We start from the raw sequence: 16,869 nt of genomic DNA, 5'->3' as shown, positions 1-16,869 counted from the left end.
TGTTCTTGTTGGCAATCTACGTTGCGCAGCGGGATGCAAAGCTCGTCAGTCTAGCAGGGGATTACTACAGGAAATAGTCCTACGATGAGTTAACGAACAAAAAAGGACGCGTTTGCAACGCGCCCTTGTCAAAATTAGACGATCTGGCCGATTCGCCGCAGGCGCGCAGCCGGCCGGAATGGCGTCGGCTGCGTCGCCCTCGACTGACTGCTTACGCGGGCAGTGCCGCGTAACCGCTTCCCAGCGCCGGCCGCGCGATGGCGGCACGGCTCTCCGGTGCGGTCTTGAAGGTGCCCACCAGGCCGGCCAGCTGCGCCGCCTGTTCGCGCATCGCGGTGGCGGCTGCCGCCGCTTCCTCGACCAGCGCCGCGTTCTGCTGGGTCACGCGGTCCATCTCGACGATCGCCGTATTCACCTGCTCGATGCCGGCGCCTTGCTCCTGGCTTGCGGCGGCGATCTCGCCGATGATGAGGGTTACCTGCTGCACGCTGTCGACGATCTGGCGCATGGTGGCGCCGGCCTGGTCGACCTGGCGCGTGCCGGCCGCGACCTGGGCGCTCGAGGTGTCGATCAGCGCCTTGATTTCCTTGGCCGCGGTGGCCGAGCGCTGCGCCAGGTTGCGCACCTCGCTGGCGACGACGGCGAAGCCGCGCCCCTGTTCGCCGGCACGCGCCGCTTCCACCGCCGCATTCAGCGCCAGGATATTGGTCTGGAAGGCGATGCCGTCGATCACGCCGATGATGTCGGCGATGCGCTGCGACGAAGCGTCGATCGCGCCCATGGTCCGGACCACGCCGTCGACGATGGCGCCGCCCTCGACCGCGATCGCCGCCGCGTTGCCGGCCAGGCCATTGGCGCGCTGGGCGTGCTCGCTGTTCTGGCGCACGGTGGAAGTCAGCTCTTCCATCGAGGCTGCGGTTTCCTCGAGCGAACCGGCCTGCTGCTCGGTGCGGCTCGACAGGTCCTGGTTGCCGCTGGCGATCTCGCTAGATGCCTGGGAGATGGCCTGGGTGCCGTCACGCACCTGGCCGACGATGGCGGCCAGGCCGGCGTTCATGCGGCCGAGGGCATCCATCAGCTGGCCGACTTCGTCGCGACGCGTGTTGTCGAAGCGGCTGGTCAGGTCGCCGTCGGCCACGCGCTCGGCCACGCGCACCGCGGCGCCCAGCGGGGTCGTGATCGAACGGGTGATGAACCAGGCGCAGGCGGCGCCGAACAGCAGCGCACCGGCGCCCAGCACGAACAGGATGGTGCGCGTGCTTGCATACGAGTCGAGGATGGTGTCGGCCACCACGTCCGAAGCGGCGATCTGCATGTCGGCGAATTTGGCCATGGTGCCGAGGTAGGAGGTGGTGCTCGGCAGCAGGCGCTCGCGGTAGATCCGGTCCATCAGCGCGCGGTCGTTGCCGCGGCGCGCCTCGAACAGGGCGTCGCGCGCGGCCATATAGGCCAGGCGCTCTTCCTTGACCACCTTGAACTGTTCGCGCACCTGCTCGTTCTTGAGCGAGGCGTCGATTTCCTTCTGCAGCGCGTTGGAGCGCTCAGTGATGGCGCGCCGCTTGGGCGCCATCTGTTCCAGTACCGAGGCGTCGGCGGCGTGATAGACCGTATCGTTGATCGCGCTGTTGACTTCGATGTTGCGGCGCCATTCGGCGACGCTGCGCTGGTTCTTGACGCTGGTGTTGACCAGGCGGTAGGTGAGGTCGCCCGCCGATTGCATGCGGGTGAGGGCGGTGGCGCTCATGACAAGCAGGAGCGCGAGAACAATAGTATAAATCCGGAAAAATCGGTTGTGTTCCTTTGCGGCAAATCTGCAACATAAAAATTTCACGATGTTGCAATTGCTGCAGCCGCCATTCAGGCGGGCTGGGCTGACAGTAACGGGCGTGGCGCCGTGGTGCGCTGCGGCGCGGCAGCGGCTACCGGGCTTTCCTGTCCGGCGGCCAGGCGGAAAGTACCGACCACGTCCGCCAGCTGGGCCGCCTGTTCGCGCAGCGATTCGGCGGCAGCGGCAGCCTGTTCCACCAGGGCCGCGTTTTGCTGGGTCACGCGGTCCATCTCGACCACGGCCGTGTTGACGCCATCGATGCCGGCGCTTTGCTCCTCGCTGGCGGCGGCGATCTCGCTGACGATGGTCGTCACCTGGCCAATGCTGTCCACGATCTGCTGCATCGTGGCGCCGGCGCGGCCGACCTGGCGCGTGCCTTCCTGCACCTGCTCGACCGAATCGTCGATCAGCGTCTTGATTTCCTTGGCAGCGGTGGCCGAGCGCTGGGCCAGGTTGCGTACTTCGCTGGCGACGACCGCGAAACCGCGCCCCTGTTCGCCGGCGCGCGCCGCTTCCACCGCGGCATTCAGCGCCAGGATATTGGTCTGGAACGCGATGCCGTCGATCACGCCGATGATGTCGACGATGCGCTGCGACGAGGCGTCGATCTTGCCCATGGTGCCCACCACGTCGCCGACCATGCGTCCGCCTTCCCTGGCGATGCTGGCGGCGCTGCCGGCCAGGCCGTTGGCGCGGCGTGCGTGTTCGCTGTTCTGGCGCACGGTGGCGGTCAGTTCTTCCATCGAGGCGGCGGTCTCTTCCAGCGAGCTGGCCTGCTGTTCGGTGCGGCTCGACAGGTCCTGGTTGCCGCTGGCGATTTCGTCCGAGGCACGGGCGATGGTGGCGGTGCCGTCGCGTACCTGGCCAACAATGGCAGCCAGGCTGGCGTTCATGCGGCCGAGGGCGTCCATCAGCTGGCCGACTTCGTCGCGGCGGTTGCTCTCGAAGCGGCTGGTCAGGTCGCCGGCAGCGACGCGCTCGGCCACTTCCAGCGCGCGCCCCAGCGGCGCGGTGATGGTGCGGGTGATGAAGATGGCGCAGGCGATGCCGAACACGACGGCGACGATGCCGAGCGCGATCAGGATCACGCGGGTTTCGGCGAACGAATCGAGGATCCTGGTGCCGACGCCGGCCGTGGCCGTGCTCTGCTGCTTGGCGAACTCGTCGAGCGCGTCGACGAAGGCCTTGCTGGCCGGCTCGAAGCGGCGCTTGTAGGCTTGTTCGATCGCGGCAGGGTCGTTGGCCAGGCGCGCCTTGAGCACGTCTTCGCGCGCCTGGCTGAAGTCGGCGCGCAGCGCCTTGGCACGGTCCAGGTAGACGCGCACCTTGGCATTGAGCAGGTTGGCGTCGACGTCTGCCTGCAGCTCGTTGCCGCGCTGGATGTTGGCGCGCAGGCGCGGTTCGTATTCCGCCACGATGCCGGCATCGGCGCCATGGTAGATGGTGTCCATGATGGCGTTGTTCACTTCGGTGAGGGTGCGCCATTCGGCCACGGTGGCCTGGTTCTTCATGCTGGTGTTGACCAGGCGGCTGGTCAGTGCGCCGGCCTCGCCCATGCGGGTGAGCGAGGTGAAGGTCATGACCAGCAACAGAACAATGACGACGGCGAAGCCGAGCCCGAGACGGGCTCCGATATTCAGGTTTTTCATGGTGCTACTCCTGTGCGGCAGGGCGGCACGGGCAACGTGACGGACGTTTGCCGCCGTGTGCCAGCCCTGATGGATGTTAATTGGAATCTGTGTATCGATAGTATAGATCAATAAAGCAATTCTTGTTGCTCTGCAGCAAAACGTGGTGTGGGCGACAAGATTGTTGGCGAAACGATCTCGGCCGTTGCGCGTCCAGTCCTACAGCGCCTGGCGCCCGCCGCCTATTCGTGGCCCCGGCAGCCTTGGCTAAGATGGATGGACGTTATCAATCACGAGGAGATCGCCATGTCGATGCAAAGCGAAGGCAAGGACGCCAAAGGACGTAACTACCACCAGATCACCGACGGCAGCACCAGTGCCGGCAGCATGGGCGCCGGCTCGACCGGCGACGTGGGCGCGATTCCGGGACCGGATGCTGGGCAAGGCAGCCAGCAGGCCGGCCGCCAGGACAACCAGCAGAGCGCGCAAGCCGGCCGCACCGACGACCTGCTGGCCGGCGGTTCCAGCGCCGAGCAGTCCGACAAGGGTTTCCAGGGCCAGTCGCCGCAGCAGGGCAGCCAGACAGCGGCCGGCACCGGCAACCGCCAGTCGGACCAGTCCAAAGACAAGCAGTAATCGAGAGCCGGCGGCACCGCGCCGGGCTAATGCCCGGAGCTACGCCGCCAGCTTGCGCTCGGCCGCCGCTTGCGCGATGAAGTCCGCGGTAACGGTCGGGCGGGTGATCGGCAGCATGTGGCCGCCGTCGGTCAGGTGCAGCCGTGCGCCCGGCACCTGGTCCACCAGCTGCCGACCGTTGGCGCGCCAGTCGAGCAATTCGTCGTCGCGGCCGTACAGCACCGACAGCGGCACGGTCAGGTCGCGGTAGCGCCGCTCGAGCGGCGGCATGTGGGTGCGTAGCGAGGCCAGGTCGGCGGCGCCGGCCAGGAATTGCGACGGCCGCAGCGCCAGCAGGCCGCCGCCGCGCGTGGCGAAGTCGCGCGGTACCGGTTCCGGGCCGAACACGCGCGCCATCAGGCGCCCGCCGCCGATCACGGTCGCCGGCAGCGCCAGCGTATGCGCGAACAGCGCGCACAGCCAGCGCGGGCGGATCGCCAGCGCCTGGAACACGGCCGGTACCCGTTCCGGCACATGCGACAGCGGCGCCACCAGCGCCAGCGCGCCCACCGTCTGCGGGTAATCGAGCGCCAGCTGCAGCGCTACCGCGCCGCCCAGCGAATGTCCCACGACCGTCGGCCGCTCCAGGCCCAGCTTGTCGATCAGCGCCGCAATCGTACGTGCCTGCGCCGCCAGGACGGCGCTCTGCCCCTTGGCGCGGCGCGAATAGCCCGAACCCGGGCGGTCGACACTGATCACCCTGAATCCCAGCCGCAGGTCGGCCATGGCACCGAAATCGAAATGGCGCATCTGGCCGCCCAGGCCGTGCAGCAGCACCAGCGCCGGTCCGCCGCCCTGGTCGCGCACGTGTAGTTGCTGGCCGTCGACCTCGATCATGCTCCCCAGCGGCGGCAGCGCTTCCTCGATGCGGCGCACCGTGCCACGCGTGTACCAGGCGAACACGCCCAGCACCAGGGCGAGGCTGAGGAACAGGAAGCAGAAGGAAGCAACAACGATCATCGGGATGCGGCTTTCGTGGGAGTGGTCAAAACATCGTCACCGGGCAGCTCACCGGCGCGGCCGAAGCGCAGCGTGCCGTCGTCGATGCGGCGCCAGCGGATCGCGGCCAGGTCGCGCAGGTAGTTCTGGTGCACGCGCCAAGGACCGCGCCGGCCCTGGCGCGGCAGGATGGTGGCGGCGCGCTGCACATAGCCCGAACTCAGGTCGAGGAACGGCGCATCGGGCACCGATGGGTCGCGCCGCGCCACCGCGATGTCGAGGCCGCGCCGGTCCATCCAGCGCAGCAGGCGGCACACCCATTCGGCGGTGAGGTCGGCCTTCAGCGTCCACGAAGCGTTGGTGTAGCCGAAGGTCAGCGCGCAGTTCGGCACGTCGCTCAGCATCATACCCTTGTACGACATGGCGCGGCTCGGATCGACCCGGCGCCCGTCGACGCTGAGCGTGGCGCCGCCCAGGATCTTCATGCGCAGGCCAGTGGCCAGCACCACCACGTCGGCCTCCAGTGCGCGCCCGGACGCCAGCACCACGCCACGCTCGCTGAAGTGCGCGATCTCGTCGGTGACTACCTCGGCGCGGCCGGAACGCAGCGCGCGGAACAGGTCGCCGCCGGGAGCAACGCAGATGCGCTGGTCCCACGGCTTGTAGCCGGGCGCAAAGTGGGTGCCGGCGTCGATGCCGGGGCCGAGCATGCGCGCCGCCATCGCGATCATGCGCCGGCGGGTGAAGCCGGGCAGGACGCGCAGCAGCCGGTACAGGGCGATGCTCTCCAGCACGATGCGCCAGCGCGCCAGCGCGTAGGCCGCTTTCTCGGGCAGCCAGCGCCGCAGGCGCAGGGCGAAGCGGTCGCGCCGTGGACGCGCCACCACGTAGCTCGGCGAGCGCTGCAGCATGGTCACGTGCGCGGCCGTCTGGGCCAGCGCCGGCACCAGGCTGACGGCGGTGGCGCCGCTGCCGACGACGAGCACGCGCCGGCCGGCGTAGTCGAGGTCATGCGGCCAGAACTGCGGCTGCACGATGCGGCCGCGGTAAGCCGCTTCGCCCTGGAAGCGCGGCCGGTGCGCGCGTTGGTAGTCGTAGTAGCCGCTGCACAGGTGCAGGAAGCGCGCGTGCAGCACCACGCTGCTGCCGTCGGCGCGGTGCGCCTGCACGGTCCAGTGGGCATGTTCGCTGCACCACGCGGCATCGACCACCGTGTGGCCGAAGCGGATGTGGCGCTCGATGCCGTGTTCGCGCGCGGTGGCGGCGATGTAGTCGCGGATGGTGGCGCCATCGGCAATGGCGTCCTGCGCGGTCCACGGCCGAAAGCCGTAGCCGAGCGTGTACATGTCGGAATCGGAACGCACGCCGGGATAGCGGAACAGGTCCCAGGTGCCGCCGATGGCGGCGCGCTCCTCCAGAATCAGGTAACGTTTGTCGGTACAACGCCGCTGCAGCGTGGCCGCGGCGCCGATGCCGGACAGGCCGGCGCCGACGATCAGGACGTCGAGAATATCGGGCGTATGCGCTGGCGCGCCGGGGTCTTCCAGAGGCGCCTGGAGAGGCGCATCAGGGTCTGCGGCGGCCGGAAAAACTGGAGCCATCTGGTCTCTGTATCCACTGGTTGAATGTTGACACTCTACATTGTCAAATTACCTATGGCAAGAATGTGTCAAAATAGCGTCATGACAGCAGAGCTTTCCACCCGTTCCTATCGCGGCCAGTCGCAGGAGCAACGCCGTGCCGAACGCCGCGCACGCCTGATCGCCGCGGCGATCGCCGTCTATGGCGAACGCGGCTACCACCAGGCAACCGTCAAAGGCGTATGCGAGGCCGCTGGCCTCACCGAGCGCTATTTCTACGAGTCCTTCGTCAACAGCGAAGCGCTTCTCATCGATTGTTTTCACGTGGTGACGGCCACCGTGATGGGCGAGATCGTGCGCGCCGGTGCTGCCGCCGCCCCGGACCCGTTGGCGCGCTCGCGTGCCATGCTGCATGCGTACTTCTCGGCGCTGCAGCGCGAGTCGCGCAAGGCGCGCGTGTTCCTGGTCGAGATCAGGGGCGTGAGCCGTGCAATGGACGCCGCGTTCGATGACGCGCTCAAGGCGATCGGCAAGGAAGTGGCGCGCATGACAACGCCGGCCGGCGCCGTCGAAGACGAGCTGCTGCAGGCGGGCGTGGTGGGCGGCGTGATCGCCATCGCGCTGCGCTGGATCGGCAATGGGTATCAGCCGCCGATCGAGCAGGCGGTGGAGTCGGCGCTGAAGATGGGGACGGTGTTGGCGGCCGCTCCGCAGGAGCAGGGCAGCGCGGGAACGGCGGCCGGCTAGGCGGTCACCGCGTCATCATGCCTGTCGTCCCCGGACGAACGTCGCACTCGGCGGGGACCCCGGTATCAGATGTGCAGCGCATGCCCCAGCGCCCTGAGCGCCGCTTCCTGCACCGCCTCACCCAGCGTCGGATGCGCATGGATCGTGCGGCCGACGTCTTCCAGCAATGCTCCCAGTTCGATCGACTGCGTGAAGCCTGCGGCCAGCTCGGATACACCGACCCCCACCGCCTGCCAACCGACGATCAGGTGATTGTCCTTGCGCGCCACGACTCGCACAAACCCGTCCGTGCCTTCGATCGTCATCGCCCGTCCGTTGGCGCTGAACGGGAAGCTGGCGCTGATGGCGTCGATGCCGGCGGCCACCGCCTCGGCAGGCGACAGACCCGCGACCACGATCTCGGGATCGGTGTAGCACACCGCCGGAATCGCGGCGGGGGCGAAGTGACGGCGCTTGCCGGAAATGATCTCGGCCACCATCTCGCCCTGCGCCATCGCCCGGTGCGCCAGCATCGGTTCGCCGGTCAGGTCGCCGATCGCCCAGACATTGCGCATCGAGGTGCGGCAGCCGTCGTCGACTTTCAAGGCCCGCCCGTTCATGTCGAGCATCAGGTTTTCCAGGCCCCAGCCGACGGTGCGCGGCTTGCGGCCAACCGCGACCAGCACCTTGTCGGCTTCGAGGAAGGCTTCCACGCCCGACGCATCGCGCACCCGCAGTTGCTTGCCCTCGCGGCCGTCCTCCATGCCCAGCACGGACGTGGCCAGGCGCAGCTCGACGCCCAGGCGCGCCAGCGACGCCGCCACCGGCTTTACCAGCTCGGCATCGTAGGCCGGCAGGATGCGCTCGGCCGCTTCCACCACCGTCACCTGCGCGCCGAGCTTGCGGAATGCGGTGCCCAGCTCCAGGCCGATGTAGCCGGCGCCGACTACCACCATCCGCTCCGGCACACGGTCCAGCGACAGCGCCTCGGTCGACGAAATGACAGTGCCGTCGAATGGCATGAACGGCAGCTCGACGCTTTGCGAACCGCTGGCCAGCAGCAGGTGCTCGCAGCGGATGCGGACGGTCGCTTCGGCCGCGCCGCCAGGGGTCACCTCGACCGTCTTGCCGTCGAGGATGGTGGCCCAGCCGTTCACAAGGCGTACACCGTTTTTCTTGAGCAGCGCGCCGACGCCGCCGGTCAGCTTCTTGACGATGCCGTCCTTCCAGGCCACGGTGCGATCGAGATCGATGCGCGGGCTGCTGGCGGTGATGCCGAGGCTCGACGTTTCGGCCGCGTAGCCGCGTACCTTGCAGAATTCATCCGCCGCATGGATCAGCGCCTTGGACGGGATGCAGCCGACGTTCAGACACGTGCCGCCCGGCTGCGCGCCTTCCACCAGCACGGTCGGGATGCCGAGCTGGCCGGCGCGGATGCCGGCCACGTAGCCGCCAGGCCCGCCGCCGATGATGAGCAATGTGGTATTGATCGTCTCCATCGGCTCACTCCACGAACAGGGTTGCGGGGAACTCGAGGTAGCCGCGGATCGTCTGCACGAACTGGGCCGCCACCATGCCGTCGATCACGCGGTGGTCGAACGAAGACGACAGGTTCATCATCTTGCGCGCCACCATGGCGCCGTCGCGGATTACCGGACGGTCGACGATGCGGTTGGTGCCGATGATGGCGACCTCGGGACGATTGATCACCGGCGTGGTGACGATGCCGCCGAGCGGACCGAGGCTGGTGATCGTGATGGTCGAGCCCGACAGTTCGTCGCGCGTGGCCTTGCCGCTCCGCGCGGCTTCCGCCAGGCGCAGGATCTCGGCCGCGCTCGACCACGGATCGCGCGCTTCGGCGTGGCGCACCACCGGCACCATCAGGCCGGTCTCGGTCTGGGTGGCGATGCCGATGTGGGCCGCGTCGTAAGTGGTGAGCATATTGCTCTCGTCGTCGTAGCGCGCGTTCATCGACGGATAGGCGCGCAGCGCCAGCACCACGGCGCGCATCAAGAGCGGCAGCAGCGTCAGCTTGCCGCGTTCAAGACCGTAGCGGGCATTGAGCTGGGCGCGCAGCGCTTCCAGTTCGGTGACGTCGACTTCCTCGACGTAGGTGAAGTGCGGGATGTGGCGCTTGGCTTCCTGCATCTTCTCGGCGATCTTGCGGCGCAGGCCGATCACCGGCGCGGCGTGTTCGCCGTGCTGCTCGGCGTAGCGCTCGTCGCGCCCGCCGCCGTTGGCACCAATGCGGTGGCCTTCGACGTGTGCATCCAGGTCGGCGTGCGTGATGCGCCCGGCCGGGCCACTGCCGGCAACGAACTGCAGCTCGACGCCCAGATCCCAGGCGCGCTGGCGCACGGCCGGTGCGGCCAGCGGTTTTTCGCCCGCGGCGCGCATCGCAGGCGCGTTGGACGACGATTTCTGCGGCGCGCGCGGCGCAGGCTTCGGTGCCGGTGCAGGCGGGGCTGCCGGCGCCGGTGTGGCCGCTTCAGCCACCGCTTCCAGCTGCGGCTCGGCCACTTCCTCGGCCGGTGCCTTGGCAGCCGCCGACTTGGCCGGCTCTTGCTTGGCCTTGTCGCCCGAATAGTTGCCGGCGCCTTCGACTTCGAGGCGGATCAGCTCCGCGCCCACCGCCAGCGATTGCCCGATGGCGCCGCCCAGGCTGGTGATGACGCCATGCACCGGTGACGGAATCTCGACCGTCGCCTTGTCGGTCATGACGTCGGCCAGCACCTGGTCTTCCTTGACCGTGTCGCCCGGCTGCACATGCCACGCCACCACTTCGACCTCGGCGATGCCTTCGCCCAGGTCCGGCATCTTGATCACATGAATACCCATCTTATTTCTCCATCACGCGTTTCAAGGCCGCGCCGACACGGTCGGGCCCCGGGAAGTAAGCCCATTCCTGCGCATGCGGATACGGGGTGTCCCAGCCGGCCACGCGCCCGATCGGCGCCTCCAGCTGGTAGAAGCAGTGTTCCTGCACCAGCGCCGCCAGTTCGGCGCCGAAGCCGCTGGTCTGGGTCGCTTCATGCACGATCACGCAGCGGCCGGTCTTCTTGACCGATTCGACGATGGTGTCGAGATCCAGCGGCCAGATGCTGCGCAGGTCGATCACTTCGGCATCGACGCCGCTCTCGCGCGCCGCCGCTTCCGCGACCCAGACCATGGTGCCGTAGGCCAGCACGGTGACGTCGTTCCCGGCGCGGACGATCGCCGCTTTATCGAGCGGCACGGTGTAGTAGCCGGAAGGGACGTCGCCCTTCGGATGGCCGCTCCACGACACCACCGGCCGGTCGTGGTGGCCGTCGAACGGGCCGTTATACAAGCGCTTCGGTTCCAGGAAGATCACCGGATCGTCGTTCTCGATCGACGAGATCAAGAGACCTTTGGCGTCGTAGGGATTCGACGGCATCACGGTGCGCAGGCCGCACACATGGGTGAAGAAAGCTTCCGGGCTCTGGCTGTGGGTCTGGCCGCCGTAGATGCCGCCGCCGCAAGGCATGCGGATCACCATCGACGAGGTGAACTCGCCCGCCGAGCGGTAGCGCAGGCGCGCCGCCTCGGACACGATCTGGTCGGTCGCCGGATAAAAGTAATCCGCGAACTGGATCTCGACCACCGGGCGCAGGCCGTAGGCGGCCATGCCGACCGCGGTGCCGACGATGCCGCCCTCGGAGATCGGGGCGTCGAACACGCGGCTCTTGCCATATTTTGCCTGCAGGCCGTCGGTGACGCGGAACACGCCGCCGAAGTAGCCCACGTCCTGGCCATACACCACGACGTTGTTGTCGCGTTCCATCATCACGTCCATGGCCGAGCGCAGGGCCTGGATCATGGTCATCGGCGCGGTCGCTTGCGCCGCGTCTTTCGGTTGATCGTCTCGTGCCATCCTCATACTCCCAACTGCTGGCGCTGCCGGCGCAGGTGCTCCGGCATGTCTTTATAAACGTCCTCGAACATGGTGGCGGCGCTCGGTGCGCGCTCGTCGCCCAGGATGCCGTAGCTTTCGGCCTGCTTCTGCGCGGCCAGCACTTCGGCTTCCAGTTCGGCCTGCACGGCGTCGTGTTCCGCATCCGACCACCAGCCCTGTTTGGTCAGGTACTGGCGCAGGCGCGCGATCGGGTCGCCCAGCGGGAAGCGCGAATAGTCGTCGGCGGGACGGTAGCGCGACGGGTCGTCCGAGGTCGAGTGCGGGCCGCCGCGGTAGGTCACCCATTCGATCAGGGTCGGGCCCAGGTTCGAGCGCGCACGCTCGGCGGCCCAGCGCGACGCCGACAGCACGGCCAGGAAATCGTTGCCGTCGACGCGCAGCGAAGCGATGCCGCTGCCGATGCCGCGGGTGGCGAAGGTCACGCTCTCGCCGCCGGCGATGGCCTGGAAGCTGGAGATCGCCCACTGGTTGTTGACCACGTTGAGGATCACCGGCGCGCGGTACACGTGGGCGAAGGTGAGGGCGGTCGAGAAGTCGCTTTCGGCGGTGGCGCCGTCGCCGATCCAGGCCGAGGCGATTTTCGTGTCGCCCTTGATCGCCGATGCCATGGCCCAGCCGACCGCTTGCGGGTATTGCGTGGCCAGGTTGCCCGAAATGGTGAAGAAACCGGCGCTCTTCACCGAGTACATCACCGGCAGCTGGCGGCCCTTGAGCGGGTCTTTTTCGTTCGACAGCAGTTGGCAGATCATGTCCACCAGCGGCACCTGGCGCGCCATCAACAGGCTTTGCTGGCGGTAGGTGGGGAAGTTCATGTCGCCGTCCTGCAGGGCCAGCGCGTGGGCGGTGCCGATCGCCTCCTCGCCGAGCGAGATCATGTAGAACGACATCTTCTTCTGGCGCTGGGCGATCACCATGCGCGCGTCGAAAATGCGCGTCTTCATCATGGTGCGCAGGCCGAAGCGCAGCAGTTCGCGGTCGGGCTGCTCGGCCCACGGGCCGACGGCGTTGCCGTCGTCGTCGAGGACGCGGATCAGTTGCGAAGCGATGTCGCCCGTCTCGAGCGGGGCGACATCGATGGCGGGCCGCCGGACCGAGCCGGCCGGGCTAACCTGGAGATACGAAAAATCAGTCTTGCAGCCCGGGCGGCCGGTAGGCTCCGGTACGTGCAGCGACAGAGGCTTACTCTGGCTCATACGCGTTGTTTCCCTTGTGAGGTGGTGGTGCGACTCTACGATAATACGCGGAGAATTGACGTATACGTCAACTTGAACAAAGTATTTTCATATTGCTATGCAACACGCCGGCATCACGCAATGGCCGTGTGCCGGGAAGCATGCCCCAGCACCGGCATGGCGCGCTTGCCCGCGGAATCCGTTTGGCGCATAGCAGCAAAGCGTTTGCCCGGCGAATGATTGCCCATGCTCCATAACCGGCCCCGGTGAAACGGACCGATCCATCAATCGTGCGGCGTCGTCACCGGCCCCATCCTATTCTTGGTCAAATTCGTCCAATTGAACCCGGGAGTGATCGTGATTACAGCAAAAGGCTATGGCACCAAACATTCGTTTACCGATCTGAAGCCGTATCAGTTCGAGCGCCAGGAAGCCGGCGCGCACGAAGTCGAGATCGAAGTCCTGTATTGCGGGGTGTGCCACTCGGACATCCACCAGGCCAAGAACGAATGGTCGAACACCGTGTACCCCTGCGTGCCGGGCCACGAGATCGTCGGTCGCATCACCAGGGTCGGCGCCCATGTCGGCAAGCATGCGGTGGGCGACCTGGTCGGTGTCGGCTGCATGATCGACAGCTGCCGCCAGTGCGAACCGTGCAAGAGTGGTGAGGAAAACTATTGCGAGAGCCCGAACAGCTGGCTCGCCACCTACAACGGCCCGATGGTGCCGGCCAGCCAGGCCGACGGCGAAAACATCTACGGCCGCGACAACACCTTCGGCGGCTATTCCGACATCGTTACCGTCAACGAAGACTTCGTGCTGAAGATCCCGGCCGGCTTGACGCCCGAAGTGGCGGCGCCGATCCTGTGCGCCGGCGTGACCACCTATTCGCCGCTCAAGCATTGGCAGGTGAAGGCGGGCGACAAGGTTGGCGTGCTCGGTTTCGGCGGCCTGGGACACATGGCGGCCAAGATCGCCAAGGCGATGGGCGCCGAGGTGACGGTGTTCACGCGCACCAAGGAGAAACTGGATGAAGCGGCGCGCCTGGGCTTCGCAGGGGTGCTGGAAGACGACAAGAAGGCGCTCGAGCAGCTGGCGATGAGCTTCGACTTCATGCTCTCGACCGTGCCCGAGAAGCACGACATCAATCCCTTCATCGCGCTGCTCAAGCGCGACGCCACCATCTGCGTGGTGGGCGCGCTCGATACCATGAAGGGCGTCGACAACCAGGAGCTGGCGTTTCACCGCAAGAACGTGTCCGGCTCGCTGATCGGCAGCCTGGCCGACACCCAGGAAGTGCTGGACTTCTGCGCCGAACACGGCATCGGGCCGGACATCGAGATCATCCCGATCCAGCAGATCAACGACGCCTACAAGAAGGTGATCAAGGGCGACGTGCGCTTCCGCTACGTGATCGACATGGCCAGCCTGAAGGACGAGAAGGACGACTTCGCGACGTTCTAACTGCCTTCACCCGGCGCCGCGAGCGTGGCCCACAGCTGCGCGCGCAGCGCTTCGACGGTGGCGTCGGTGTCGCGGTAAGGATATTCCTGCGCCGACGTCATGCGCCAGTAGACGCCGTCGTGCTGCAGCACCCGCACCTCGATCCGCGTGACCTTGCGATCGTCCATGAAGTTCTCGGCGGCCCATGAAGGACTGCCAAGAAAGGTTTCATAGCGGCCTTCGAGCTTGACCTGTGCGGCCATGTCGTCGACCACGGTGCGGACGAACACCGCGAGCGGCATCGGCCCCACCGGCTCCGACGACAGCAGCAGCGCGGCGCGCCCGCCGTTGCGCACGAAGCGGTGGCGCGGCTTGCCGTCGTCGCCGTACACCATGTCGTGCGACCAGCCCGGCGCGATGGTGGCGACCTGGCCGTTCTCGGGATTGGTCCAGCTGATCGGCGCAGCGGCCGTGCGGCTTGGCGCGCTTTGCGGGCCGCTGCGGTTGAAGGCGCCCACGACCAGCAACAGCACCAGCAGGGCCAGGCCGAACTTGGCCCGCTGCCAGGCGCGCAGCGGCTGCGCCTGCACCTGGAACCGGTCCTGGTCGTAGCTGGCGGGACGGCCTTGAGCGACGCGCCAGCCCTGGCGGCCCATGGTGACCAGGTTCACCAGCGGCAGGGCCAGACCCAGTCCGCTCACCCATACCCCAAGATTGCGCAGCACGGCGGCGCGCAATGGCAGCCGCTGGCCGGCAACCGTCAGCACACGCAGTCCGAGCAGCCGTTTGCCGGGCGTGCTGCCGAAGCGTGCCAGCAGCACCGCGTCCAGCAGCAGCCCGAGCAGCATCAGGACAGCGCCGAGCAGGAAGCCGCCGGCGGTCGACTGCATCCAGCCCAGGTTGCCGCTGGCGAACATGGCCAGGCAGGCGCCGAGCGCCGCGCCCAGCAGCACCAGCTGCCACGACAGGTCGAACAGCCGCGCCAGAAAGCGGCGCCAGGCGCCGGCGGCCGGAAGTGCGGGCCCGACGGTGCTGTCGGGTGTGTCGGAATCGGGCGCGCTCATTCCGGCACGTCTGCTCAGCCGGCGACCGCGGCGCTGCCGGCGGCGCGGCGCTGGCGCAGCCAGTAGCCGACGCCGAGCACCAGCAGCCAGGCCGGGATCAGGTACACCGAGATGCGCAGGCCCGGGGTCATGAACATGATTACCAGCAGCGCCGCCACGAAGCCCAGGCACAGGTAGTTCGCCAGCGGGAACCACGGGCTGCGGAACAGCGCGCGTTCGCCGGCCGCATCCTTGGCGCGCCGGAAGCGCAGATGGCTCCACGAAATCATGGCCCAGTTGATCACCAGCGCCGCCACGGCCAGGCTCATCACGGTGCCGAGCGCTTCGCGCGGCAGGAAATAATTGATCAGGATCGCCGAGCCGGTCGCGATGGCGGACACCGCCAGCGCGTTGACCGGCACGCCGCGCTTCGTGGTGTGCAGCAGGGCGCGCGGGGCGTTGCCCTGGGTCGCCAGGCCGAACAGCATGCGGCTGTTGGCATACACGCAGCCGTTGTAGACCGACAGCGCGGCGGTCAGCACCACCAGGTTCAGGATATTCGCCACCCAGCCGCTGTCGAGCGCCTGGAAGATCAGCACGAACGGGCTGCCGCCGGTGACGACCTTCTGCCACGGATACAGCGCCAGCAGCACGGCCAGGGCGCCGATATAGAAGATCAGGATCCGGTACAGGGCGTTATTGGTGGCGCGCGGCAGGGTGCGCGCCGGATCGTCGGCTTCGGCGGCGGTGATGCCGATCATCTCCAGGCCGCCGAACGAGAACATGATCACTGTCATCGCCATCACCAGCCCCCCAATGCCGTTCGGGAAGAAGCCGCCGTGGCGCCACAGGTTCGAAATCCCGGCCTCGGGACCGGCGCCGCCGCTGGTCAAGAGGTACAGGCCGAACACGATCATGCCGACCACCGCCACCACCTTGATCACGGCGAACCAGAATTCGAGTTCGCCGAAGGCTTTCACGTTCAACAGGCTGAGGCAATTGACCAGCACAAAGAAGCCGAGCGCCGAGACCCAGGTCGGCACCTCGGGGAACCAGTACTGCATGTAGATGCCGAGCGCGGTCAGCTCGGCCAGGCTGACCAGGATGTACATCACCCAGTAGTTCCAGCCCGAGACGAAGCCGGCCAGCGGTCCGCAGTATTTGTCGGCGAAGTGGCTGAACGAGCCGGCCACCGGCTCGTCGACGATCATCTCGCCCAGCTGGCGCATGATCAGGAAGGCGACCGCGCCGGCGATGGCGTAGCCCAGCAGCACCGAGGGACCGGCCATCTGGATGGTCGAGGCGATGCCGAGGAACAGGCCGGTGCCGATCGCGCCGCCGAGGGCGATCAGCTGGATGTGACGGTTCTTCAGTCCACGTTTGAGTTGATTGTGCGCGTCGTCCATCGTTCGCCAGATTGGGTTGCCAGAAAGATAGCGATTTTACTGCATCGGCGCCGCTTGCGGCTGCTGCAGTCGTCCTGCGCCAATCCTGCGCCACGCGCCCCGCCGGCGCGCTATGCTGAGAACGAAAGCGGCCGGACCGTCGGCCGCACATTGACCAACAGGAGAAACCCATGCGTAAAATTATCATGGCCGCACTGGCCGGATTCTTGTGGAAGAAGTTCCAGACCAAGGTGATGAAGCGTCCGATGGCGTCGTCGCGCCGCGGCACCTGGCGTTATTGATACACGCCACGCCAGGCCGATTACTTGAGCACGTCATCCCCGCGAAGGCGGGGACCCAAGTTCCCTCGAGCAGCCGCCGATCGCCTTAAGGAGCTCCGGATACGAACTTAGGTTCCCGCCTTCTGAACTGACCCCGTTTAGTCGGACAGCTTTTTTGATCAAGTTGAAAGGGGGCGAGTCCTGTACTGCACTGGACTACGCCCACCCAGACTCA

13 protein-coding genes are annotated in these 16,869 nt (G+C 67.1%); 3 read left to right on the top strand and 10 right to left on the bottom strand.

Annotation, left to right across the window (positions count from 1 at the left end):
* Positions 1-211 precede the first annotated feature (211 nt).
* Both RTQ83_RS20940 and RTQ83_RS20935 read right to left on the bottom strand, forming a co-directional pair.
* Positions 212-1,744 carry a methyl-accepting chemotaxis protein gene (locus RTQ83_RS20940; RefSeq protein ID WP_312518928.1) on the bottom strand — a complete coding sequence of 511 codons (1,533 nt, stop codon included), beginning with the start codon at positions 1,742-1,744 and terminating at the stop codon, positions 212-214.
* A 113-nt stretch (positions 1,745-1,857) separates the two neighbouring features.
* The gene (locus tag RTQ83_RS20935) at positions 1,858-3,477 is read right to left on the bottom strand and encodes a methyl-accepting chemotaxis protein (RefSeq protein WP_312518925.1); all 1,620 of its coding nucleotides are present in this window, start codon (positions 3,475-3,477) and stop codon (positions 1,858-1,860) included.
* Between the two features lie 285 nt (positions 3,478-3,762).
* Between RTQ83_RS20935 and RTQ83_RS20930 the strand changes: the two genes are divergently transcribed.
* On the top strand, positions 3,763-4,092 hold the full coding sequence (locus RTQ83_RS20930; RefSeq protein WP_312518923.1) for a hypothetical protein: 330 nt from the start codon (positions 3,763-3,765) through the stop codon (positions 4,090-4,092).
* A 39-nt stretch (positions 4,093-4,131) separates the two neighbouring features.
* Here RTQ83_RS20930 and RTQ83_RS20925 read toward each other — a convergent pair whose 3' ends face one another.
* Complete coding sequence (locus RTQ83_RS20925; RefSeq protein WP_312518920.1) at positions 4,132-5,091, bottom strand: alpha/beta hydrolase; 960 nt, start codon at positions 5,089-5,091, stop codon at positions 4,132-4,134.
* Positions 5,088-6,671 (bottom strand): NAD(P)/FAD-dependent oxidoreductase, encoded by a 1,584-nt coding sequence (locus RTQ83_RS20920; RefSeq protein WP_312518917.1) that lies wholly within the window; start codon positions 6,669-6,671, stop codon positions 5,088-5,090. The genes RTQ83_RS20925 and RTQ83_RS20920 overlap by 4 nt, the downstream gene beginning before the upstream one ends.
* Positions 6,672-6,752: 81 nt before the next feature.
* Here RTQ83_RS20920 and RTQ83_RS20915 point away from each other — a divergent pair, with 81 nt between their 5' ends.
* The gene (locus tag RTQ83_RS20915; RefSeq protein WP_312518915.1) at positions 6,753-7,397 is read left to right on the top strand and encodes a TetR/AcrR family transcriptional regulator; all 645 of its coding nucleotides are present in this window, start codon (positions 6,753-6,755) and stop codon (positions 7,395-7,397) included.
* 65 nt (positions 7,398-7,462) lie between these two features.
* On the opposite strand, the gene lpdA is transcribed toward RTQ83_RS20915, so the two are convergent.
* From lpdA to RTQ83_RS20895, 4 genes are read right to left on the bottom strand one after another with little or no spacing between them, the layout of a single operon-like run.
* Positions 7,463-8,875 (bottom strand): dihydrolipoyl dehydrogenase, encoded by a 1,413-nt coding sequence (lpdA, locus tag RTQ83_RS20910; RefSeq protein ID WP_312518912.1) that lies wholly within the window; start codon positions 8,873-8,875, stop codon positions 7,463-7,465.
* 4 nt (positions 8,876-8,879) lie between these two features.
* Positions 8,880-10,214: a dihydrolipoamide acetyltransferase family protein gene (locus RTQ83_RS20905; RefSeq protein WP_312518909.1), complete on the bottom strand. Its 1,335-nt coding sequence runs from the start codon at positions 10,212-10,214 to the stop codon at positions 8,880-8,882.
* Between the two features lies 1 nt (position 10,215).
* Positions 10,216-11,268 (bottom strand): alpha-ketoacid dehydrogenase subunit beta, encoded by a 1,053-nt coding sequence (locus RTQ83_RS20900; protein ID WP_312518906.1) that lies wholly within the window; start codon positions 11,266-11,268, stop codon positions 10,216-10,218.
* Positions 11,269-11,270: 2 nt separating this feature from the next.
* Entirely contained in the window at positions 11,271-12,503 is a 1,233-nt protein-coding gene (locus tag RTQ83_RS20895; protein ID WP_312518903.1) for a 3-methyl-2-oxobutanoate dehydrogenase (2-methylpropanoyl-transferring) subunit alpha, read from the bottom strand.
* Positions 12,504-12,839: 336 nt separating this feature from the next.
* Between RTQ83_RS20895 and RTQ83_RS20890 the strand changes: the two genes are divergently transcribed.
* Entirely contained in the window at positions 12,840-13,946 is a 1,107-nt protein-coding gene (locus RTQ83_RS20890) for an NAD(P)-dependent alcohol dehydrogenase (protein ID WP_312518900.1), read from the top strand.
* Here RTQ83_RS20890 and RTQ83_RS20885 read toward each other — a convergent pair.
* Together RTQ83_RS20885 and RTQ83_RS20880 are read right to left on the bottom strand one after the other, a co-directional pair.
* The gene (locus RTQ83_RS20885) at positions 13,943-14,989 is read right to left on the bottom strand and encodes an RDD family protein (protein ID WP_312518897.1); all 1,047 of its coding nucleotides are present in this window, start codon (positions 14,987-14,989) and stop codon (positions 13,943-13,945) included. The genes RTQ83_RS20890 and RTQ83_RS20885 overlap by 4 nt on opposite strands.
* Positions 14,990-15,003: 14 nt before the next feature.
* A complete protein-coding gene (locus RTQ83_RS20880; protein WP_312518895.1) occupies positions 15,004-16,374 on the bottom strand; it encodes an amino acid permease in 1,371 nt (456 codons plus the stop codon).
* Between the last annotated feature and the right edge of the window lie 495 nt (positions 16,375-16,869).

The sequence above is a fragment of the Massilia sp. genome, assembly GCF_031995545.1.
GTDB lineage: Bacteria > Pseudomonadota > Gammaproteobacteria > Burkholderiales > Burkholderiaceae_D > Telluria.
Note: the sequence above shows the minus strand (reverse complement) of the source record. Positions and strands in the feature narration are given on the sequence as shown.